Origin of the sequence: Candidatus Acetatifactor stercoripullorum (assembly GCF_944382095.1) — a bacterium.
Lineage (GTDB): Bacteria > Bacillota > Clostridia > Lachnospirales > Lachnospiraceae > Acetatifactor > Acetatifactor stercoripullorum.
In genome coordinates, this window is the sequence record NZ_CALWMU010000024.1 from 20,213 (window position 1) to 41,675 (window position 21,463).

The following is a 21,463-nucleotide window of genomic DNA, read 5'->3' on the forward strand; positions in this document are numbered from 1 at the left end:
CTTTTATGGCAACATGGAATTCCAGAGGCCTTAGAGGCTCCACCCTGGAAGATATGATCAACCGGACAAATGAAAAGTATGCGCAGAGCGGGCTTGCGCTGATCCAGAAAATTCCGACCCCCATCACGCCCATCAAAATCGATAAGGAAAGCCGACATATCACACTGGCCTATTTTGAACAAAAAAGTACGGTGGACTATATCGGCGTGGTGCAGGGACTTCCGGTCTGCTTCGACGCCAAGGAGTGCGCTTCGGATACCTTTGCCCTTCAAAATATTCATGCGCATCAGGTAAGCTTCATGGAGCAGTTTGAAAAGCAGGGCGGCATCGCTTTTTTCCTGATCTATTACACGCACAAGGATATTCTGTATTATCTGCCCTTTGAAATGCTGCTTTATTTTTGGAATCGGGCAAGGGAGGGAGGCAGAAAAAGCTTCCGCTACGAGGAGCTCAATCCTGCCTATGTGCTTCCGAAAAAGCATGGCGTCCTGGTGCCTTATCTGGACATGCTGCAAAGAGATTTGGACGACAGGGAATAGCCTGTAAGCAGCCAGCTTGACAGAGCTTCCTTCTTTCGATATACTACTAGGTAATTCAACTTGGTATTGAATTAGCACGTTAATTTATTAAAGTGAGGTTATATGAGTCAACAACTATTACATACGCCGGAGGGGGTACGCGACATTTACGGCAGGGAAGCTGCCGGGAAGCTGTCTTTGGAGGCCGGACTTCGGGAGAAAATAAAAAGCTATGGATATGAGGATATCCAGACGCCTACCTTTGAATTTTTCGATGTATTTTCCAGAGAGGTAGGCACCACTCCAAGCAGAGAGCTTTATAAATTTTTTGACAAAGAGGGCAACACCCTGGTGCTGCGCCCTGATTTTACGCCCTCTATCGCCCGGTGTGCAGCAAAGTACTTTATGGAGGAAAAGGTTCCCATTCGTCTAAGCTACATAGGCAATACCTTCACAAACACCTCAAACCTCCAGGGAAAGGCGAAGGAGGTCACACAGCTTGGAGCAGAATTAATCAACGATGCTTCGGTGGAGGCCGATGCAGAGATGATCAGTCTTGTGATAGAAGCTTTAAAGGGTACGGGACTGAAAAAATTTCAGGTCAGTATCGGACAGGTGGAATATTTTAAGGGAATCTGCGAGGAGGCTGGACTGGATGAAGAGACGGAGCTGGATTTGAGAGCTTTCGTTTCCGCTAAAAATTATTTTGCGGCCCAAGAGCTTTTGCAAGAGAGGAGAGTAAAGGAGCCCTACTGCAGCATGCTTCTGAAAATTGCAGATATGTTCGGCGATATGTGTTCCCTTTCAGAAGCTAAAAAATTGGTTCGCAACAAACGTTCCTTAGACGCAATAGAACGCCTTGAGAAATTATATGAGGTTCTTAAGCTTTATGAAGTGGAGGATTACATTTCCTTTGACCTTGGGATGCTGAATAAATATCATTATTACACAGGTGTCATTTTCAGGGCCTATACCTACGGAGTAGGCGACGCGGTTGTCAAGGGAGGCAGATACGACGCTTTGCTCAGTCATTTTGGAAAGGAAGCCCCCGCCATCGGCTTTGTCATTGTGATAGATGATATTTTGGAGGCTCTCTCCAGGCAAAAGGTCGATATTTTGCTGCCGCCGCCAAAGCAGGTGATCGCCTACACAGAAGAAAACTTCCCCGAAAAACTAAAAGAGGCCAGAGAACTGAGAAAACAGGGGCAGGCTGCAGAGCTGGTTCCGGAGAGGGAGTATAGTCATGAGTGAGGATAGATATTTGACCTTTGCCCTGTGCAAGGGCCGTCTGGCGGACAAGACCCTGGAGCTGTTTTCCCAGATCGGTCTGGAATGCCGGGAAATGAACGACAAAAGCTCCAGAAAGCTTATTTTTGTGAATGAGGAACAAAAGCTGCGTTTTTTCCTCTCCAAGGGGCCGGATGTGCCCACCTATGTGGAGTACGGAGCCGCCGACATCGGCATTGTGGGACGTGATACCATTTTAGAGGAAAACCGCAATGTTTATGAGGTATTGGACCTTGGCTTCGGAAAATGCCGGATGTGCGTGTGCGGTCCGGAATCTGCCTTAGAGCTTTTAAAGCACCGCAAACGTATACGGGTTGCCAGCAAGTACCCCAATATTGCCAGAGAATATTTTCACAACAAAAAGCATCAGACGGTAGATATTATCAAGCTGAACGGCTCAGTGGAGCTTGGCCCTCTGGTGGAGCTTTCAGATGTGATTGTGGATATTGTGGAGACCGGCTCCACCCTTCGTGAAAACGGTCTTATGGTTTTGGAGGAGGTTTGTCCTTTATCTGCAAGGATGATCGTAAATCCGGTGAGCATGCAGATGAAGGCAGACCGGATTAAGGAGCTGGTGTCAAAAATACGCAGCTGTCTCAAGGCTTAACGCCTGCGGAAAGCTCTTATATTTGAGGAAGGAGATTTAGGAATGAGGATTATCGCCCTGTCAGGGGAAACCAAGGAAAGCATTTTGCAGGACCTTTTGAAAAGAAGTCCTAACAATTATTCTGAATATGAGGATACGGTGAACCAGATAATCAAACGTGTGAGAGAAGAAGGGGATCAGGCTCTGTTTGATTATACCCAGACCTTTGATCACTTTTCCCTTACAGCGGAAAATATCCGCGTCACAAAGGAGGAGATTGCCAAGGCATATGCCTGCCTTGATCCGGGGTTTGTGGAGATTCTCCGGGAATCTGCCCAAAACATCCGCGCCTTTCACACAAAGCAGCTTCGAAACAGCTGGTTTGACCCAAAGGAGGACGGCACGATCCTGGGCATGAAAATAACCCCCATCGCCAGAGCCGGGGTCTATGTGCCCGGCGGAAAAGCTGCCTATCCCTCCAGTGTTTTGATGAATGTGATTCCGGCCAAGGTGGCAGGCGTTAAAAGTATTGTCATGACCACCCCTCCGGGCGCGGACGGAAAAATAAATCCCGGCACCCTTGTGGCTGCCGATATCGCGGGAGTGGACGAAATCTACCGGGTGGGAGGCGCCCAGGCCATAGCGGCTCTTGCCTTTGGGACAAAGTCCATCCCCAAGGCAGACAAGATTACGGGGCCTGGCAATATTTTTGTGGCTCTTGCCAAAAAGGCTGTCTACGGCCATGTGAGCATTGACTCCATCGCCGGGCCCAGCGAAATTCTGGTGCTTGCCGACGGCACTGCCAACCCCCGTTACGTGGCTGCGGATCTGCTGTCCCAGGCGGAGCACGACGAGCTGGCCAGCGCTATTTTGATCACCACCTCAAAGGAGCTTGCCAAAAAGGTTTCCGAACAGGTGGAGGAATTTGTAAAGCAGCTTTCCAGAAAAGAAATTATCCAAAAATCCCTGGATAATTACGGCTATATTCTTGTGGCGGAGTGTATGGAGGACGCTATTGCGGCGGCAAATGAAATTGCCTCCGAACACCTTGAGATTCTCACCAGGAATCCCTTTGAGACCATGACCCACATCCGCAACGCGGGAGCAATCTTCTTAGGAGAATACGCCTGTGAGCCGCTGGGAGATTATTTTGCCGGACCCAATCACATTCTGCCCACCAACGGTACGGCCAGATTTTTTTCTCCCCTAAGCGTAGATGATTTTTTGAAAAAGACCAGCATTATTTCTTATTCCAGACCGGCCCTTGAAAAAGTCCACGAAAAGATTGAGACCTTTGCGGAAAACGAAGGCTTGACCGCCCATGCAAACAGTATTAAAGTAAGATTTGAATAAACAGTATCGGAGAGGAGAGTCCTTTATGGCACGCAGCGCACAGATAAACCGAAAGACAAAGGAAACGGATATTTCCCTGACCCTTAATCTCGACGGCAGAGGAGAAAGCCGTCTGGATACCGGAATCGGTTTTTTTGACCATATGCTGGACGGCTTTGCCAGACATGGTTTTTTTGATCTGACCTGCAAGGTAAACGGAGATCTGGAGGTGGACGGCCATCATACGGTGGAGGATACAGGCATTGTTCTGGGGCAGGCTATCCGTCAGGCCCTGGGTGACAAAAAAGGAATACGGCGATACGGTTCCTTTATCCTTCCTATGGACGAGACGCTGGCCCTTTGCGCTCTTGACCTGAGCGGCAGGCCCTATCTCAACTTTGTATGCCCCTTTAGCACATCCAGGGTCGGCTACCTTGACACAGAGCTGGTGAGGGAATTTTTCTATGCGGTGTCTTACAGCGCCGGCATGAATCTTCATCTGAAAATACTGGAGGGAAACAACAACCACCACATGATCGAAGCCCTGTTTAAGGCCTTTGCCAAGGCGTTAGATCAGGCCGTGACCCTTGATCCCCGCATTCAGGATGTGCTGAGCACAAAAGGAAGCCTTTAGGAGAAGCACCAATGATGACAAAAAAATTTGTTCCCTGTATTTATCTATATCATGAACATGCTGTCAGAAGCCTGACAGACCTAACCGTTGTAGATACGGATCCGCTGCGGCTTGTAAAGCTGTATAACGAAGCAGGCGCTGACGAGCTTCTGGTTTTTGATCTTTCAACGGAAGATGCAGAGCATGACGCCGCGCTGAATCTGCTTAAGGAAATCTGTACTGCTGCGGAGATGGATGTAATCGGAGCCGGAAATGTGAAACGCATGGAGGACGTAAAGAAGCTGCTCTACGCGGGCTGCAAAAGAGCGGTGCTGGATTACGAAAAGGAATCCAATATTGGCATAACAAAGGAGGTTTCCCTGAAATTCGGAAAGGAGAAGCTTCTCGCCTCCTACAATGACGCAGCTCTTCTTACAGAGCATAAGGAGCTTCTGGAATCCTACATATCCGGCCTGATCCTGATGAATCCCCACCAGATACGCCAGACCCAGGCGGTGACCCAGCTCCCTCTTCTGGTACAGATTAATCAGCTGGCGTTAAACAAGCTGATGGAAATTATTTCTTATGAAAATGTGTGCGGTGTCACCGGAAATATTATAAACGATAATCTAAAGGAGATAGCGTCCTTAAAAGCACTCTGTCAGGAAAACGGAATTCCTGTGGAAACCCTCAGGGCGGCCTACCGGTGGTCTGATTTCAAGAAAAACAGCGAAGGCCTGGTTCCCGTTGTGGTACAGGATTACCGGACCCTGGAGGTGCTTATGGTTGCCTATATGAATGAAGAGGCCTATGAAAACACCTTAAGCTGCGGTAAAATGACCTATTTCAGCAGAAGCAGAAATGAGCTTTGGCTCAAGGGCGCTACCAGCGGCCATTTCCAATACGTGAAAAGCCTTACCGCAGACTGTGATCTGGACACTATTTTGGCAAAGGTCTCCCAGACAGGAGCTGCCTGCCATACCGGCAATAGAAGCTGCTTTTTCCAGGAGATCACCAAAAAGGAGTATGAAGAAAGCGCCAATCCCCTTCAGGTATTTCAGGATGTTTTGCAGGTGATAAAGGACCGCAGGGTGCATCCTAAGGAAGGTTCTTATACCAATTATCTCTTTGACAAGGGCCTGGATAAAATACTCAAAAAGCTGGGAGAGGAGTCCGCAGAGATCATCATAGCCGCAAAGAATCCAAATGCCAATGAGGTGACCTATGAGATCAGTGATTTCCTGTATCACATGATGGTTCTTATGGTGGAAAAAGACATTTCCTGGGAGGAAATAACCACCGAACTGGCCAACCGGTAAATAATGTTATTGCGCAAAAAAAGCTACCGCATTGCGATAGCTTTTTTTAGGTACATTACATGATACAGCTTACCAAAAAATAAAAGAAAAGTCTAGTATTTTTTCACGGTTCAGGTATACTTTTTTCATGACCTGTTAGATAATTGTGTAAAAGAATTTTACATTCCGAATTTCACATATGCTGTATGCTTCAACACAGACACGCTTTCGCTCCGAGCTGGCCGCAACGGTACCTAAGGCTGCAAAGGACGCAGCCTAAGTGCCGGCGGCCAGCAAGGGTCTGTTTATGAAGCATGCAGCATATACAATGTGAAAAAATCCTCCTTTACACAATTATCTAGTGCAGCATCTTATAAAGCCTGCAGCAGAAAGGAGAGAATCATGCACAAATCCAGCAACAGCCCAAAGCAGTCGGGGCTTTCTAAAAAAGAAGAGGAGATGCTTGCCGAGCAGAAGCATTTCTCCATGTGCCAGGCTGTCATACGCGGCAATATTTCCAGATATGAGAAGGAATATGAGGAGAGGCACGCCCAGGTACAGAAGCTTTTTCGGGCTATGAACAGTGGTGATGTGGAGCTGTACAATCAGCTGATGACTGTGTCCAGCCTGGAAAAGCAAGCCGCAGACAGCCTCAGGAAAAACAGGGCCGCACTGGAAAGGCCCTATTTTGGCAGAATCGATTATCTGGACAAAAATCTGGAAAAGAATCAGATCGTCTATATCGGTAAAAACGGTGTATTTCAGAACAAGACGGATGTGCTCATTGCAGACTGGCGGGCGCCCATTTCCACTGTCTATTATGAAAATGAGCTGGGAGAGGGAGAATATCAGCTGCCGGACGAGACAAAAATTCCCATTCGGCTGGATTTAAAACGCACCTATGATGTAAACGACGGGATTCTAAGCGGTTATTATGACAGTGATATAGCCTCCAATGATGAGCTTCTGGTAAAATATCTTTCCCGCAGCAAGGATGCAGTGCTGGGAGAAATCATTGCCACCATTCAAAAAGAGCAGAACGCCATCATCAGAGAATCCCCCTTTGCCAATTTGATCGTACAGGGCGTAGCGGGAAGCGGAAAAACCACTGTGGCCATGCACCGGATTTCTTATCTTTTGTACAATTACAAGGAACGGTTTACCTCTAACGAATTCTGCATTATCGGCGGCAGTGATCTTTTGTTAAATTACATCACAAGCGGACTGCCGGAGCTTGATGTGCCGGATATCAAGCACATGCGCATGGATCAGCTTTTCGTACGCTTATGCGAAAAGGAGTGGACAAAAAAATGCAGGATAACAGAGCCGGATGAGACGGCCAGCCTTCGCTGCACCCAGGAATTTATGAAAAACTTGGAATATTTCCTCCTGCAAAAGAAAAGGCAGCTTGTAGACTGCAGCGCTCTTAAGGACAAATCTCTGGGCGTTATCTTAAGTGAGTCAAGCAATTTAACGCTTGTGCGGGAAAATCCCCGTTTCAGCGTAAGAAGGCTTCTTACAGCCTTAGACGACCGGGTGAAAACCAGAATCAAATTTCTGATGAGCGGCTGTGATAAGGATACCGTCCAAAGAAAACTTAGGGAATATAGTGGATATTACAGGAAGCAGCTTCCAAAGACGTCCTCCCTTGCCTGTTACCAGGAATTTCTGGAGGGATATGAAGGAGGCGAAGCGCTGTCCAATCATCTGCAGTCCTGTGCCCGGCGGGAATACGACCTCTATGACCTGGCAGCCATATCCTTGATTCACTACCGCATCTTCCAAAAAGGCCCCAACGAGGAATTTGGCCTGATGTTTATAGATGAAGCTCAGGATTTTGGAATCAGTGTGCACTATGCGCTTAAGCAGCTTCTGCCGGATGCCTATTTTACCATCATGGGAGATGTATCCCAGAATATCAATTACGAGACAGGCATCAATGACTGGTACGAGCTGACAAAGCTTTTTTTGACAGGCTCCAAGGACAAGTTTTTACTGCTGCAAAAAAGCTACCGAAATACCATTGAAATCTCCCAGTACGCCGGAAAAATTCTGGAAAAGGCCTCCTTTGGACGCTATAAAATCACCCCCGTAATCCGCCATGGGATTCCCGTGCAGGAGGAAAGCTTTTGGAGTGAGCCTGAGATGGCAGATCGTACGCTTTCCCTTCTTTCTTCCCTTCCCCAAAAGGGCTACACCACAGCTGCGGTAATCTGCTGGGAGGAAAGAGATGTAAATCGGGTGCAGGAGCTGCTAAAGCAGTATCCAAAGTCCGCCCCCTGCCGCCTTATGATGCTTCCTGTGCGCATGGTAAAGGGGCTGGAGTTTGACGTTGTCATTCTCTGGAATCTTCATCCGAAACAGGCAATGAAACGGCCTGACACAGCAAAGCTTCTTTATGTTGCAGCCACCCGCGCCCTGCACGAGCTTTATGTAATGGAATGCTGAGACTACTTTACCGATTCGGACATGGATTCCACAAACTCCGTCACGTCTGCATAATAATCAGCCGAAATTACCTGGAAAAACTGCTCCATGGTGATTCCGGCTATTTTTATGCCGCTTTGATGGCACGCAATGACGCCCACAAACATGACGAGGGCCAAAAGCAGGCGAAGCTTGAAAAAAGAAACAGTGGAAGGCGGATTTCCGGCAGCAAGAGAATCCTCTCTGGATGCCTCCGGAAAGGAAGTTCTGCCATACAAAATTTTTTCCCTGTTTGACATATCATACCGGTTTTTATTATATTGAGAGCGCACCTGTTCTATCAGCTCCAGCTTTTTTTCCGTTGTGATATCACTCATTGTAGTTCCTCCTGCCAGCCTTACCCTATAAGATATTAGCAAAGGAAAAACAGTAGAACATCTTCTTGAAATATGCTACAATAAAGACCGATAAAACAGGTAAGAAGGAGAATGAACCAAAATGGCGACAGACGGCAGGGCATTTGCTGACAAGGCGATACAGAATATTTCAAAGGTGATCATCGGAAAGAAGGAGACCATTATACTGCTTCTTACGGCACTCGTGGCGGACGGCCATGTGCTTTTGGAGGATGTGCCAGGCACAGGAAAAACAAAGCTGGCTAAAACCCTGGCAAAGACTTTTACCGCAGATTTTTCCAGAATCCAGTTTACTCCGGATCTGCTTCCCAGCGATATCACTGGACTGAATATTTTTGACAGGCAGAAAAATGAGTTTGTTCTGCGGAAAGGCCCTGTCTTTACCAATATTCTTTTAGCGGACGAAATCAACAGAGCAACCCCCAGAACCCAGGCGGGACTCTTGGAATGTATGGAGGAACGCCAGGTTACCATAGACGGCGTAAGCTATCAGCCAGGCAGCCCCTTTTTTGTCATTGCCACCCAAAATCCCGTGGAGACTGCCGGAACCTTTCCCCTTCCGGAAGCGCAGATGGATCGTTTTATGATGCGCCTTTCCATGGGACTTCCAAGCAGGGAGGAGGAGCTCTCCATTCTGGAGCGGTACATGGAAAACGAACCTCTGGATACGCTTACAAGCGTATTTACCCTGGCTGATCTGGAAGAGGTAAAACGGGAGGCGGTAAAGGTCTTTGTGCATCCCTGTGTCAGAGAATATATGGTGGATATTGTGAAGGCCACAAGAGAAGCAGAAGGGATGGTCATGGGCGTCAGCACCAGAGGAAGCCTCTGCCTTCTGCGTTGTGCAAAAGCATACGCCTGCCTGCACGGACGCAGCTTTGTGACGCCGGATGACGTAAAGGCTCTGGCCGTGCCTGTACTGGCCCATAGAATCATAGCGGGATACGGTACGGAAACCCCGGAGGCAGCCGGTGCGCTGGTGCAAAAGCTGCTTTCGGCCATTCCTGTACCTACTGAGGATTTTTCATCATGATAAGAATAATCGGTCTCGGGCTTCTGGCTCTTATCCTGTTTTGGCTGGAACGGCGTATCTACGAAAAAATGTGGAACCGCAGCCTGTTTGTCTCCATTGCCTTTTCCCAGCAAAGCATCAGAGAGGGAGAGGAGGGAGAGCTGATGGAAATCATCGAAAATAGAAAGCGCCTTCCCCTTGCCATTTTGAAGGTAAAATTTCAGACAGACCGCCACCTGCTCTTTGGAGATACAAAGGGTTCCCGTACCACGGATAAATTTTATCGAAACGATGTATTCCGCGCAGGGGGTGGTGAGCGGATCACAAGACACCTGAAATTTGTCGGCGGAAAAAGAGGGTATTATACCATTGAAAACGTGGATCTGGTGGCTTCAGATTTATTCTTAACCACACAGCTTGTGGAGAGCCGGAAAACCAAAAATGCTGTTTATGTTTACCCCAGGCTTTTCGACAGCAGGGAATTCAGGCTGTCGCTGGAAATGCTGAACGGCGAGGTTACTGCCAGACGTCATCTGCTCACAGACCCTTTCACCTACAAGGGAATCCGTGAGTATCAGCCTTTTGACGATATGAAAAGCATTAACTGGAAGGCCACTGCCAAAACAGGGGAGCTTAAGGTAAATCAGAGAGGTTACACAGCCCTGAAATCAGTCCGTGTGTTTTTCAATATAGAGGACAACAATATTATGAAAAAGGAGGAATGTGTGGAAGCCTCCTTTCAGATTGCAGCGGGACTTTGCGCCTATTTTCTAAAACAAGGCATTCAGGTTGCCTGTTACGGAAATGGAGCAGACATTCTCACAAGAGAGCCTGTCTGCATCATGCCAAAGGCTGGAAGCGGGCAGTTTGAAACCATCTGCCGGGCCCTGGCCAGGGTGGATACCAGCCGTCCTGCCCTTGATTTCTGCTCCCTGTTTGAAGAATTGCTGACCAGGCAGTCCCAAAGCACCATCACCTGTTTTATATCGCCCAACCATTACGAGAATTTTCTTTCTCTTGTGGAAAAATATCATGATATGGGTAAAGAATACATCTGGTTTTATCCTGTTCCTGAATACAGGCTGGAGGAATTTAAAGAAGGGAAGAGTAAGGAGGCTTATTTTCCTGAAAGAATCAGAAAACATATCTCTTTCCTCCCCATATCCCTTTCTTGAGAAGGAAAAGGCATACCCTTTATAAAAGGAGCGTAATACTCTTTATGAAACGTGACAACATTGTCATAATTAATGAATTTCTAGTGACACAAGTGAATCATTGGACGCTTTTTGCTGTGGCTGTGGTGATTACACTGTTTTTTCAAGAATTTCCACAGCTTTGGATGTCTCCTTTGACTCTTCCGGAAATTTGGGCCTTTTGCGGATTACTTCCCTTTTTTCTGTTTTTGGTCCGGGAAAAGGCGCACCGCTTCTGGGTCTTTTGCCTGCTGCATCTGGCGGGGGCCGGCGGCGTTTTTCTTCTGTCCGGCATTTTACCGGGAGAAAACGCCGGGAGCCGAATCATAGCAGGAGCCGTCAGCATTTTTTATTTTGTGCACTCCCTTTATCTGCATTTTTCTCCCAGAGGATGTGGCTGGGATTCCAAGTATCCCGTCCCGGTGCTTGCAGCTTTGCCCATGGCAGCTCTCTTTTTACAGCATTATAGAGGGATTTCCTCCATGGACCGATACTTCATCGTCTGCTTTATCGCAGTGATCGGCATGTATCTGATCAGCTATTATCTAGAAAGCTATCTGAATTTCCTGGATTTGAATACGCAGACCACAGGTTATCTGCCAGAAAGGGAAATGTTCCGGTCCGGTATCCGCCTGGTGCTTCTGTATACGGCGGGAACAGGGCTTCTTCTCATTTGTACCGCCAATTATGAATGGCTTTCTGTGATTCTTAAGACGCTGCAGAATCTTGTGCGGCAGATTCTTCGTTTTCTGGTGAGCCTTTTGCCAAAGAGCGAGGTAACAAATGAGCCTTTGATTCAGGAGGCTGTGCCGGGACAGGGTATGATGGAAATGCCGGAACCGGGAGAGAGCTTCTGGCTGTGGGATTTGCTCGCGGTCATAGCGCAGATTGCGGTGATAGTCTTTTTGGCGGTTATTTGTTATAAAGCTGTTCGCAGAGGAATTCAATATCTCCGGGAGCACTTCAAGCGGGAGCGGATTGAAGTAAGCGGAGCCGACGACGTCGTGTTTGATGTGCGGGAAAAATGTGATGTGGACTCCAGAAAGCGAAAAAGGGGAATGCAGCAGGTTCTTCAAGCCTTCACCCCCTCGGAACGAATCCGCAGATACTTCAAAAAACGTGTGCTCTCCGAAAAAAAGCTGTTTGGGCAAGAGGAAAACCCGGCAGGGCTTTCTCAGTATACGGCCCGGGAATGTGCGGACAAAATAGGCATTCCTTCCCTGGCAGTTCTCTACGAAAAGGCACGTTATTCCAAAGAGGGCGCAGCCCCTGAGGATGTTAAGAAAATGAAGCAGGCGCTTCGGAATGGAGAATAATGTGAAAAAACACACTGATGTGCTGATTTTTCACACGGCTATTTGTTTCTGAGCGAAAACAAATAGCCATGATGGCAGACGCAAATTTGATATTTGCGTCGCCTCTTCGCGACAAGTCGCTCAGAAATGAGGAATAGAATGGAAAAACTGGCTCTAAGCGATGAAATATTATTAAGGGTTGAAAAGCCCGCCCGCTATATTGGAAACGAAGTAAATGCGGTGGTAAAAGATAAGGATAAGGTGGAGATACGTTTTGCCATGTGCTTTCCCGATGTGTATGAAATCGGAATGTCTCATTTGGGCATTCAGATTCTCTATGATATGTTTAACGCCATGGAGGACGTCTGGTGCGAAAGGGTTTACTCTCCCTGGGTTGACCTGGACGCCATCATGCGGGAGGAGAAAATTCCTCTGTTTACGCTGGAATCCCAAGACCCTGTAAAGGAATTTGATTTTCTGGGAATCACCATCCAATATGAAATGTGCTATACCAATATTCTGCAGGTGCTTGACCTGGCACAGATTCCCCTGCTGGCCAAAGAGAGAGGGGAGGATTGTCCCATTGTGATCGGCGGCGGTCCCTGCACCTATAATCCGGAGCCTATTGCGGATTTTTTTGACCTGTTTTACATCGGGGAAGGCGAGACCCAGTACCGCAATCTTCTTGACCTTTACAAAGAATGTAAAAGAGAAAATGCGGGACGTGTGGAATTTCTGCGCCGTGCTGCAAAGCTGCCCGGTATTTACGCGCCTCGTTTTTATGAGGCATCCTATCACGAGGACGGCAGGCTGAAATCTTTTGTCCCCACAGAGGAAGGGATTCCACCCATCATCCACAAGGAGCTTGTAAGGGACATGACGGACACACCTTATCCTTTGAAACCCATTGTCCCTTATATCAAGGTAACTCAGGACAGAGTGGTCTTGGAAATTCAAAGGGGCTGCATCAGAGGCTGTCGGTTCTGCCAGGCCGGACAGATTTACCGCCCGGTGCGGGAGCGGGATGTGGAGGTTTTGAAAGAGTATGCGCTGGAAATGCTGAAAAACACAGGCCATGAGGAAATCTCCTTAAGTTCCTTAAGCTCCAGCGATTACAGCAGGCTGCCTCAGCTTATAGACTTTCTGATTGCAGAATGCGGGAAAAAGCATGTAAATATATCCTTGCCATCCTTGCGTATCGACGCTTTCTCTCTGGATGTGATGAGCAAGGTGCAGGATGTGAAAAAATCCAGTCTCACCTTTGCGCCGGAGGCGGGAAGCCAGAGACTGCGAAACGTAATTAACAAGGGGCTGACTGAGGAAATGATTCTGAAGGGCGCAGCCCTGGCCTTTCGAGGGGGCTGGACCAGAGTAAAGCTTTATTTTATGCTGGGACTTCCCACCGAGACTCAGGAGGATATCCGAGGAATTGCAGAGCTTTCCAATAAAATTGCCGCCGTATTTTTTGAGGAGGTTCCCAAGGAAAAACGCACCAATGGCAAGGTGCAGATCGTGGCCAGCACATCCTTCTTTGTGCCCAAGCCATTTACCCCCTTCCAGTGGGCAAGACAGTGCACCAAGGAGGAATTTCTGGATAAGGCTTTTCTGACCAGAAAGGCTGTCTCTGAACAGTTAAATCAAAAGAGTATCAAATATAATTGGCATGAGGCAGACGCCAGTGTGCTGGAAGGTGTTCTGGCAAGAGGAGACAGAAGACTGTCAAAGGTGCTGTTAAGGGTCTATGAAAAGGGCTGCTTTTATGATGCCTGGAGCGAATACTTCCACAATGAAAAATGGCTGGAAGCCTTTACAGAATGCGGTCTTTCCATGGATTTTTATACCTTTCGGGAACGGTCTGTGGATGAATTGCTTCCATGGGATTTTATTGACTGTGGGGTCACAAAGGAATTTTTAAAGCGAGAATGGGAAAAAGCCAAAGGAGAAGAAGTTTCGGAAAACTGTAAGGAAAAATGTCAGGGCTGCGGTGCCAGCCGTTTTGGCTGCGGCATTTGCCTTGAGCGCTGAAAGGGGGGGAAGGACTTATGAGATTACGAATAAAATTCAGAAAATATGGCGTACTGCGTTTTATCGGTCATTTGGATTTGATGCGTTTTTTCCAAAAGGCCATCCGCAGGGCGGAGATTGACATTGCCTATACTACAGGTTTCAGTCCCCATCAAATTATGTCCTTTGCCGCACCTTTAGGCGTTGGCCTTTCCAGCAACGGGGAATATATGGATATTGAGGTAAACTCCATGATTTCCTGCCAGGACGTAAAGAAAAGGCTGAATGAGGCCAGCGTACCTGGGATTGAGGTCACAAAGGTATGCGTGCTGCCGGAGGATGCGGGAAACGCCATGGCCAGCGTTGCCGCCGCTTCCTATACTGTACAGTTCCGTGAGGGTAGGGGGCCTGCTTTTGACATGGCTGCAGCCCTTCCCGATTTTCTTTCAAGGGATGCCATCCTGATACAAAAGGAAACCAAAAAGGGATGCAGAGAGGTGGATCTGCGGCCTGGCATCTATGAAATGGAGTGCCGGGAATCTGGGGTTTATCTGCTTTTAGATGCTTCCAGCGGCAGCAATATCAAGCCCGCCCAGGTGCTGGCGGCTTTTCTGGGGCAAAACGGCTGTACTTTGCAGGAAAATGCCCTCTTAATCAACAGGGAGGAAATTTTCACTAACACAGGGACAGCACAAAAGCCGGTTTTTGTTCCGCTTTATGTCATGGGAGATGATGAAATATGTCAGACGGAAAGCTGATTTTTACAGAATATGAGGGAAAAGCCCTGGCAATGCTTTTTCAAAAGAAGCGTCTTGTGGCGGCACAGGTTCTTCCCGAGGGCGCCAACCGGATCGGGGCTGTCTACGTGGGAAGGGTAAAGCATATAGCTGCCAATATCGCCGCCTGTTTTGTGGAAATTGCAGACGGAGAAATCTGTTTTCTGCCATTCAAAGAGGCTTCCGTCCCCTTTTTGTTAAACCGCAGATATGACGGCCGTATTCTGGCTGGAGATGAGCTTTTGGTGCAGATTACCAATGAAGCCCAAAAGGCCAAGCAGGCCAATGTGACAGCGAAAATATCCCTGGCCAATGAGTTTTTTGCCCTCAGCTTAGACACCTCCAGCCATGCAAGCTTTTCCTCCAAGCTTTCCTCAGAGCAGAAAAAGCAGCTGCAGGAGCTTTTGCATGAGGAGGGAATTTTGGAAGGCCGCACCTTCCGGCAGCCGCCGCAGGTTTCTGTGCCTATCAGCGGCGTAGTGCGCACCCAGGCGGGAGATTGCAGCAGGGAAGAGCTTGTTTCCTCCTTCCATGCCCTTCAACGGGAATTTGTGCAGCTGCTTGAGAAGGCTCCCTACAGAACCTGTTTCAGCTGCCTTAAGGAAGCCCGGCCCGGCTGGGCGGCGGTTTTAAATTCCATGGTATATCCCTGGGAGTATGATGAAATTGTCACGGATCAAAGCATGCTCTATGAGGCTGTTTCGGCCTATTGTAAGGAAAAGCTGCCAGAAAAGCAGGTGCGCCTTTACGAGGACGCTTCCTATCCTCTGCACAAGCTTTATTCGATAAAGACCCGACTGGAGGAAGCTCTCGGCAAACGAGTATGGCTGAAATCCGGCGGCTATTTAATCATTGAACCTACGGAAGCGCTGACAGTAGTGGATGTCAATTCGGGCAAATATGAGAGCAAAAGAGGAAGTGCAGAGAGTGCCTATCTTGTAAATATGGAAGCCGCCCAGGAAATTGCTCTGCAGCTTCGGCTCAGAAACCTTTCCGGTATGATCATAGTAGACTTTATTAATATGTTTTCTGCGGAATATGAAGAAAAGCTGCTCCAGCATCTGCGGAGCCTGACCGGAAAGGACAAACAAAAGACTGTTGTAGTGGACATTACACCTCTTGGACTCGTAGAAATCACAAGAAAGAAAACCAGCAGACCCCTTAAGGAGCAGCTGGCAAAATAAATGTGGACGGATGATTGTAAAGCAGGAAAGGAAAAATTAGTTTGGAAGCCATAAAATTTGAAAAAGTAAGAGATGGAAAATATCTGAAAAATTATGAGATTACTTACAAAAACAAGGCCGGGCGGGAAAAAAAATATGAAATTGTCAGCAGGAGAGACTTAAAGGACATAAACGACGTAGGCCAGGCGCCCAGCGGCGTCTCCATCGTTGCCACCAAAGGGGACAGACTTCTTTTGCTTCACGAATTCCGCATGGGTGTAAACCGTACCATATACAATCTCTGTGCCGGGATGCTGGAAAAGGACGAAACCATAGAAGCGTGCATTGCCAGAGAGCTGTCTGAGGAGACAGGACTTAAGGTAAAAGCCATAAAAAAAATTCTGCCTCCCTCCTATGCTGCGGTGGCAATCTCCGACACAACCACCTACATCGCTTTTGTAGAGGCGGAAGGGGAAATCTCCGGCCATACCTCTGAAAATGAAGAGATTGAAGCACGATTTTATACCAAGGAAGAGGTCAAAGCTCTGCTTGATACAGAGCCCTTCAGCTCAAGAGCCCAGATGGCGGCCTATTATTTTGCTTTTGGAATGATTTAAGTTTGAAATAATAAAAAGGAGGAGACAAAAATGCTGCAGATCATTATTTTATTCCTGACAAGCTCTTTGTTACTTACCAATCAAATCTCTGGGAAGGCCGAAATTTCTGACGGAACTGAAAGCAAAGCACAGAATGTTCAAGTGCAGCAGGAAGAATGGGCGCTGGAGGCATCTGATCCAGAGCAGAATATTGAGCTGTACCATAATGCTTCCGCAGATCAATTCTGCCTGAAAAACAGGGAGGCTGAAACGGAGAGCTTTCTGGAATTAGAGACGGAATATGACGATATCGTTCAATTCCAGATATCACAGTGGGGGGAAGAAACTCCCTGGGCAGTGCTTCAGGTCAGAACCAGAGAAGATGGGTATGAGACCTTTATCTTTGACAAAGAAAACCTCAATGAAATCCCAATGACCGCAGACCCCATGGAAATGGCAGACAGCTTTCTTAGGTCGGAAATAGATGAGGAAGGAAATCTTGTGCTGAATATAGCTGGCAGAAGATTTTTAGCGGAAACGAAGGATGCCCCTTTTTCAAGGACTTTACAGCAAAACCTTTCTGTTAAGGGATATTGCGAATATTTTCAGGATGAAACAGGTCTTTACTGCAATGCGCCGGTTTATCTTGGCAAGGATAACAGACTTGGAAATATCCTGCTTTTTTTTGAGTTTGACGGTGTAGGTATGAATTTGACAAATTATAGCTTTGCAGAATAATCAAAGCAAAAGGGTGGGAATGATCTATGAAGGACGGCTTTCTTATCAAGGATGAATTCTTTCACTATTATCAGGAGCTTGTGAGCGATGTAATGCTTCCTTACCAATACGCGGTGCTGGGTGATAATGCCGCAGATGCGGATATACCTAAAAGCCACTCCTTTGAAAATTTCCGGATAGCGGCGGGAGAGAGCAGGGGGGAGTTTTCCGGATGGGTATTCCAGGACAGCGATACTGCAAAATGGCTGGAGGCAGCCGCCTACTGTCTCATGCGAAAGCCCGATCCGGATTTGGAGAGCAAAGCGGACGCAATCATCTCTCTGGTAGGCCGGGCGCAGGAAAAGGACGGATATCTGAATACTTATTTTACTGTGACATGTCCAGAACGGAAATGGCAGAATCTTCAGGAGTGCCATGAGCTTTACTGTGCCGGACATATGATCGAGGCAGGTGTTGCCTATTATGAGGCCACAGGAAAAACGAAGCTGCTTCAAATTGGAAAACGTCTTGCAGACTTAATAGACAGCATTTTCGGAAAGGGAGAGGGGAAGCGGGACGGCATCCCCGGGCATCCGGAAATCGAGCTCGCCCTCGTAAGGCTGTTTCGAGTCACAGGTGAGCAAAAATACCTTGCATTGGCAAAATATTTCCTTGATTTTCGAGGCACGGATCCTGATTTTTTCAAAAAGGAGGCACTAAAAAGAGGCTGGACGCTCTGGAACATGAATCCTGAGGATACGGATTATCTTCAAAATACTTATCCTGTGCGAGAGGAAAAAAATGCCGTGGGTCACGCTGTCCGCGCCGTTTACCTCTATACAGGCATGGCCATGGCGGCAGTGGAGACAAAGGATGCTTCTCTGGCAGATGCCTGTGAGCGGATGTGGAACAGTATCGTGAACAGACGAATGTACTTAACCGGCGGAATTGGTTCCTCTGCTGATGGGGAGGCCTTTACACTGGATTATGACCTTCCAAACGACACTGCCTACTGTGAAACCTGCGCCTCCATCGGCCTGATATTTTTTGCAAATGCTATGCTTGATTTACAGCATAATGCCAAATATGCAGATATCCTGGAGCTTGCGCTGTACAACACAGTACTTGCCGGAATCCAGAGGGATGGAACCCATTTCTTTTATACGAACCCTTTGGAAATGGATCCTATGCACGCGCAGAAAATTCCCCGATTCCGTCACGTTTATCCAAGACGTCCAAAATGGCATGGCTGTGCCTGTTGTCCGCCCAATGCAGCACGGCTTTTAGCCTCTTTAGACCGATATGCCTGGCATACGGAGCAAAACGAAAAGGGACGGCAGATTTTTTATTCAGATTTGTTTATTCAAGGAGAATATCATTACAATGGCGCCTTTTCCTTTGTAACAAAAACAGGTTATCCTTACGATGGAATGGCAGAGTATGAAGTGCAGGCTGCGCCGGGCCCGTTTACTTTGGCTGTGCGCTGTCCCTTCTGGAGCAAAAATACTCCGGTAAACGTAAATGGCAAAAGAAAAATTCCAAAAATGGTAAATGGTTATCTTTTGCTGGAGGACTTGAAGGCAGGGGACTGTGTACAAGTAACGCTTGACGTATCCCCACACAAAGTATATGCCAATCCAAAAGTTTACGCCGATGCAGGAAAAACTGCCTTTATGGCCGGTCCTCTGGTATATTGCTTCGAAGATGCGGACAATAAGGATTTGAATTTTCTCTGCGTAGACAAGCAGGGTACTCCATTGGTCTTTGACAGAAAGGATTCCGTACTGGGGCAAATAAGAGTACTCAAGATTCCGGGCTTACGCCTGACACAGCCGGATGCGCTGTATTCCTTTGCGCCTCCTGAATGGGAGAGATGTGAATTGACCGCCATTCCTTATTATACCTGGTGTAACAGGGAAACAGGAAAAATGAAAGTATGGATGCCAGAGCAGTGAAGGCGCCGCTCAATCTGTTCCAAAAAACTTCTTGACAATATGGTCTATACGCAGTAGACTCAAAGTAAGCAAAGAGTCTATTACTTATAGACCTTTTATATTTCTAAAAGCAGCAATCGTTTTCGTATTTTCGTCCAAACCATGTGAAAGGAGATGAGCCTTATGAAGGACTGCTACAAGCTTGCAGACGCAGAATCCAGATTTGCAGACATTATCTGGGCAAACGAACCCATTTCCTCCACAGAGCTGGTAAAGCTTTGTGAAAAGGAGCTTTCCTGGAAAAAGTCAACCACCTATACTGTTTTAAAGAAATTAATTGGAAAGGGTATCTTTCAAAATGAAAAATCCATTGTCTCCGCAAAACTGACTAAGGAACAGTTTTACGGACTGCAGAGCCAAAATTATGTGACGGAAACCTTCGGCTCTCTTCCCAGGTTCCTGACAGCCTTTTTTCAAGGACGCAAGCTCTCTCACAAGGAGGTTGAGGAGCTGCGCAGCTATATTGACAGCTTTGAGGAATAAGACAATGCTTAACAAATAAAAATGCCTGAAAAATCAAGATAAGGAGGGGTTTTATGATCAATCTGTTTCTGACTGTGCTGAGTATGAGCCTGACTGCTTCCTACTGCATTCTTTTTGTGTTTTTGGCCAGACTGCTTTTAAAAAAGGCGCCAAAGACATTTTCTTATTTCCTTTGGATTGCCGTTGCCTTTCGGCTGATTTGTCCCTGGTCCCTTGACAGTGAATTCAGCCTGGTGGGAGAGCAGGTGGCGGCATCCGCAGAAAACATTCTTGATTCCAGCATTTTTGCGGAAGCCTCCGGTGAATTTCAGGCAGACAGCAAAAATTCCACTGCAGCAGATTCTGAAAAAGTGACCGCCTCCTTTGATCTGCAGGCACAATCAGGAACATCAGAAGCCTCTGCGGTTTCCACTTTTGCAAGGGATTTCACAGACTCTTTGGCTTTTTTACTGCATCTGGGAGCTTTTGTATGGCCCATTGGCGTATTGCTTTTGTTTATACACTGCCTTTTTACCTGCCTTTGTCTCAAAAAACGGCTGAAGGCAAAAGTTGTGGAAACCAATTTTTATCACAGCATTCCTGTCAAAATAGTGCCAGGACTGGATACACCTTTTGTTCTGGGAATTATTAAGCCTGTTATTTATCTGCCTGATACGATAACAGCAGAAGAGAAGCAAATATGCCTCGCCCATGAATACACACATATCAGTCGAAGAGACCCCCTGATCAAGCAGGCCTCCTTTCTTTTATGCTGTGTTCACTGGTTTAATCCTCTTGTATGGCTTGCATTCTATTTGATGAGCCAGGACATGGAAATGTCCTGTGATGAAATAACATTACATCATAATGCAACAGCAGAGCGAAAAGTCTATTCCCAGACACTGCTTCGTCTATCGGGAAAGGAAAGAGTTGTTTCAGGCTGCCCGCTGTCTTTTGGAGAAAATAATGTAAAAGCTCGAATCAGGAATATAATGAATTATAAAAAGCCTGGCTTCTGGATACTGCTTTTTTCCATTTTGTTTGTGATATTCTGTGTTTTTGGCTTAACATTAAATCCTATCGGAAGCAAGACAGTGGATTCTTTAAGTAACGAAGAAGCTATGGAAAAACAGCTTATAGAGCAGGAAAAAAAGGCTTTGGAGGCTGCGATTGCGGAAAAACAGCTTATAGAGCTGAGAAAGACTTTAGAGGCTGAGATTGCTCAACTTGAACGGGAATTGGAAAATCAAGAGCTTCAGCAGCAGACGCCTCAGGAGAAATTTCCGTCTGTATACCTGAGTATAAATGGGCAGACAATTTTGGTGGAAACTCAGGAGGGAACTTATTCTTATGAGGAGACAAGGGAGGGGCAGACATTGACTGCGCAGGCCAGCATCTTTTGCAAAGCCTCTTTTGAAAGCGCACAGGGTAATTCTTCCATCACAATCGGAAGCGCTGGCACGGCCTATCCCATACGCTATGATGACGAGGGCATCTATGCCGCAGGCGGTCATTTTGTGGCAAAATACAGCTTAAATGTCTCTGATCAGCAGATGGTTTTATCAGAATATGCCACAGAAAATTTTGATTCAGACGACAATGTATCTTACATTTATTTTAATTTGGAAAGCGGTGAAATACATTCTGATGAAGATGCTTATCTAAAACAACTACTGGAACAATATGGGAATGCTCAAGTATTGGACTTTTCCGTTCCTTAAACGCTTAGTTAAATTTTAGCAACGCTTCGTATGATGCAGAAGGATGGTTCCAA

The 21,463-nt window shown here is 47.0% G+C and carries 19 protein-coding genes; 18 read left to right on the forward strand and 1 reads right to left on the reverse strand.

Annotation, left to right across the window (positions count from 1 at the left end):
- Positions 1–5: 5 nt before the first annotated feature.
- The 7 genes from SHK35_RS08560 to SHK35_RS08590 all read left to right on the forward strand — a co-directional run bounded on the left by SHK35_RS08560 (position 6) and on the right by SHK35_RS08590 (position 8,082).
- Positions 6–539 (forward strand): Holliday junction resolvase RecU, encoded by a 534-nt coding sequence (locus SHK35_RS08560; protein WP_318709455.1) that lies wholly within the window; start codon positions 6–8, stop codon positions 537–539.
- A 102-nt stretch (positions 540–641) separates the two neighbouring features.
- Complete coding sequence (gene hisZ / locus SHK35_RS08565) at positions 642–1,769, forward strand: ATP phosphoribosyltransferase regulatory subunit (protein WP_318709456.1); 1,128 nt, start codon at positions 642–644, stop codon at positions 1,767–1,769.
- A complete protein-coding gene (gene hisG, locus SHK35_RS08570) occupies positions 1,762–2,412 on the forward strand; it encodes an ATP phosphoribosyltransferase (RefSeq protein ID WP_318704272.1) in 651 nt (216 codons plus the stop codon). Before hisZ ends, hisG begins: the two co-directional genes overlap by 8 nt.
- A gap of 42 nt (positions 2,413–2,454) precedes the next feature.
- Positions 2,455–3,744: a histidinol dehydrogenase gene (gene hisD / locus SHK35_RS08575; protein ID WP_318709458.1), complete on the forward strand. Its 1,290-nt coding sequence runs from the start codon at positions 2,455–2,457 to the stop codon at positions 3,742–3,744.
- A gap of 25 nt (positions 3,745–3,769) precedes the next feature.
- Positions 3,770–4,357: an imidazoleglycerol-phosphate dehydratase HisB gene (gene hisB / locus SHK35_RS08580; protein WP_318709460.1), complete on the forward strand. Its 588-nt coding sequence runs from the start codon at positions 3,770–3,772 to the stop codon at positions 4,355–4,357.
- Between the two features lie 11 nt (positions 4,358–4,368).
- Complete coding sequence (gene hisIE / locus SHK35_RS08585) at positions 4,369–5,655, forward strand: bifunctional phosphoribosyl-AMP cyclohydrolase/phosphoribosyl-ATP diphosphatase HisIE (protein WP_318709461.1); 1,287 nt, start codon at positions 4,369–4,371, stop codon at positions 5,653–5,655.
- A gap of 381 nt (positions 5,656–6,036) precedes the next feature.
- Positions 6,037–8,082 (forward strand): HelD family protein, encoded by a 2,046-nt coding sequence (locus SHK35_RS08590; RefSeq protein WP_318709462.1) that lies wholly within the window; start codon positions 6,037–6,039, stop codon positions 8,080–8,082.
- A gap of 2 nt (positions 8,083–8,084) precedes the next feature.
- Here SHK35_RS08590 and SHK35_RS08595 read toward each other — a convergent pair whose 3' ends face one another.
- Positions 8,085–8,438 carry a hypothetical protein gene (locus SHK35_RS08595; RefSeq protein WP_318709463.1) on the reverse strand — a complete coding sequence of 118 codons (354 nt, stop codon included), beginning with the start codon at positions 8,436–8,438 and terminating at the stop codon, positions 8,085–8,087.
- 121 nt (positions 8,439–8,559) lie between these two features.
- On the opposite strand from SHK35_RS08595, the gene SHK35_RS08600 reads away from it, so the two are divergent.
- From SHK35_RS08600 to SHK35_RS08650, 11 genes are all read left to right on the forward strand, one after another.
- Positions 8,560–9,510 carry an AAA family ATPase gene (locus tag SHK35_RS08600; protein ID WP_318709464.1) on the forward strand — a complete coding sequence of 317 codons (951 nt, stop codon included), beginning with the start codon at positions 8,560–8,562 and terminating at the stop codon, positions 9,508–9,510.
- Positions 9,507–10,664: a DUF58 domain-containing protein gene (locus tag SHK35_RS08605; protein ID WP_318704282.1), complete on the forward strand. Its 1,158-nt coding sequence runs from the start codon at positions 9,507–9,509 to the stop codon at positions 10,662–10,664. The genes SHK35_RS08600 and SHK35_RS08605 overlap by 4 nt, the downstream gene beginning before the upstream one ends.
- A 44-nt stretch (positions 10,665–10,708) precedes the next feature.
- On the forward strand, positions 10,709–11,998 hold the full coding sequence (locus SHK35_RS08610) for a hypothetical protein (protein WP_318704283.1): 1,290 nt from the start codon (positions 10,709–10,711) through the stop codon (positions 11,996–11,998).
- A gap of 138 nt (positions 11,999–12,136) precedes the next feature.
- Positions 12,137–14,002 (forward strand): TIGR03960 family B12-binding radical SAM protein, encoded by a 1,866-nt coding sequence (locus tag SHK35_RS08615; RefSeq protein ID WP_318709465.1) that lies wholly within the window; start codon positions 12,137–12,139, stop codon positions 14,000–14,002.
- Positions 14,003–14,019: 17 nt separating this feature from the next.
- Positions 14,020–14,739, forward strand: a complete 720-nt coding sequence (locus SHK35_RS08620) for a TIGR03936 family radical SAM-associated protein (protein WP_318709466.1) — start codon at positions 14,020–14,022, stop codon at positions 14,737–14,739.
- Complete coding sequence (locus SHK35_RS08625) at positions 14,721–15,941, forward strand: ribonuclease E/G (RefSeq protein ID WP_318709467.1); 1,221 nt, start codon at positions 14,721–14,723, stop codon at positions 15,939–15,941. The genes SHK35_RS08620 and SHK35_RS08625 overlap by 19 nt, the downstream gene beginning before the upstream one ends.
- A gap of 41 nt (positions 15,942–15,982) precedes the next feature.
- Positions 15,983–16,537 carry an NUDIX hydrolase gene (locus SHK35_RS08630; RefSeq protein WP_318709469.1) on the forward strand — a complete coding sequence of 185 codons (555 nt, stop codon included), beginning with the start codon at positions 15,983–15,985 and terminating at the stop codon, positions 16,535–16,537.
- A 30-nt stretch (positions 16,538–16,567) separates the two neighbouring features.
- Positions 16,568–17,254 (forward strand): hypothetical protein, encoded by a 687-nt coding sequence (locus SHK35_RS08635; protein ID WP_318709471.1) that lies wholly within the window; start codon positions 16,568–16,570, stop codon positions 17,252–17,254.
- A gap of 26 nt (positions 17,255–17,280) precedes the next feature.
- Positions 17,281–19,188: a glycoside hydrolase family 127 protein gene (locus SHK35_RS08640; protein WP_318709474.1), complete on the forward strand. Its 1,908-nt coding sequence runs from the start codon at positions 17,281–17,283 to the stop codon at positions 19,186–19,188.
- Between the two features lie 162 nt (positions 19,189–19,350).
- Positions 19,351–19,710 (forward strand): BlaI/MecI/CopY family transcriptional regulator, encoded by a 360-nt coding sequence (locus SHK35_RS08645; protein ID WP_318704290.1) that lies wholly within the window; start codon positions 19,351–19,353, stop codon positions 19,708–19,710.
- Between the two features lie 53 nt (positions 19,711–19,763).
- On the forward strand, positions 19,764–21,410 hold the full coding sequence (locus tag SHK35_RS08650) for a M56 family metallopeptidase (RefSeq protein ID WP_318709476.1): 1,647 nt from the start codon (positions 19,764–19,766) through the stop codon (positions 21,408–21,410).
- Positions 21,411–21,463 lie beyond the last annotated feature (53 nt).

Bases quoted from the DNA above. Each gene is read 5' to 3' on its own strand.
- SHK35_RS08645 (WP_318704290.1), top strand. From the start codon at position 19,351: ATGAAGGACTGCTACAAGCTTGCAGACGCAGAATCCAGATTTGCAGAC.
- SHK35_RS08635 (WP_318709471.1), top strand. From the start codon at position 16,568: ATGCTGCAGATCATTATTTTATTCCTGACAAGCTCTTTGTTACTTACC.
- SHK35_RS08590 (WP_318709462.1), top strand. From the start codon at position 6,037: ATGCACAAATCCAGCAACAGCCCAAAGCAGTCGGGGCTTTCTAAAAAA.
- SHK35_RS08605 (WP_318704282.1), top strand. From the start codon at position 9,507: ATGATAAGAATAATCGGTCTCGGGCTTCTGGCTCTTATCCTGTTTTGG.
- hisB (WP_318709460.1), top strand. From the start codon at position 3,770: ATGGCACGCAGCGCACAGATAAACCGAAAGACAAAGGAAACGGATATT.
- SHK35_RS08615 (WP_318709465.1), top strand. From the start codon at position 12,137: ATGGAAAAACTGGCTCTAAGCGATGAAATATTATTAAGGGTTGAAAAG.
- SHK35_RS08650 (WP_318709476.1), top strand. From the start codon at position 19,764: ATGATCAATCTGTTTCTGACTGTGCTGAGTATGAGCCTGACTGCTTCC.
- SHK35_RS08640 (WP_318709474.1), top strand. From the start codon at position 17,281: ATGAAGGACGGCTTTCTTATCAAGGATGAATTCTTTCACTATTATCAG.
- hisG (WP_318704272.1), top strand. From the start codon at position 1,762: ATGAGTGAGGATAGATATTTGACCTTTGCCCTGTGCAAGGGCCGTCTG.
- SHK35_RS08625 (WP_318709467.1), top strand. From the start codon at position 14,721: ATGTCAGACGGAAAGCTGATTTTTACAGAATATGAGGGAAAAGCCCTG.
- SHK35_RS08600 (WP_318709464.1), top strand. From the start codon at position 8,560: ATGGCGACAGACGGCAGGGCATTTGCTGACAAGGCGATACAGAATATT.
- hisD (WP_318709458.1), top strand. From the start codon at position 2,455: ATGAGGATTATCGCCCTGTCAGGGGAAACCAAGGAAAGCATTTTGCAG.
- hisZ (WP_318709456.1), top strand. From the start codon at position 642: ATGAGTCAACAACTATTACATACGCCGGAGGGGGTACGCGACATTTAC.
- SHK35_RS08595 (WP_318709463.1), bottom strand. From the start codon at position 8,438: ATGAGTGATATCACAACGGAAAAAAAGCTGGAGCTGATAGAACAGGTG.
- SHK35_RS08560 (WP_318709455.1), top strand. From the start codon at position 6: ATGGCAACATGGAATTCCAGAGGCCTTAGAGGCTCCACCCTGGAAGAT.
- SHK35_RS08620 (WP_318709466.1), top strand. From the start codon at position 14,020: ATGAGATTACGAATAAAATTCAGAAAATATGGCGTACTGCGTTTTATC.
- SHK35_RS08610 (WP_318704283.1), top strand. From the start codon at position 10,709: ATGAAACGTGACAACATTGTCATAATTAATGAATTTCTAGTGACACAA.
- hisIE (WP_318709461.1), top strand. From the start codon at position 4,369: ATGATGACAAAAAAATTTGTTCCCTGTATTTATCTATATCATGAACAT.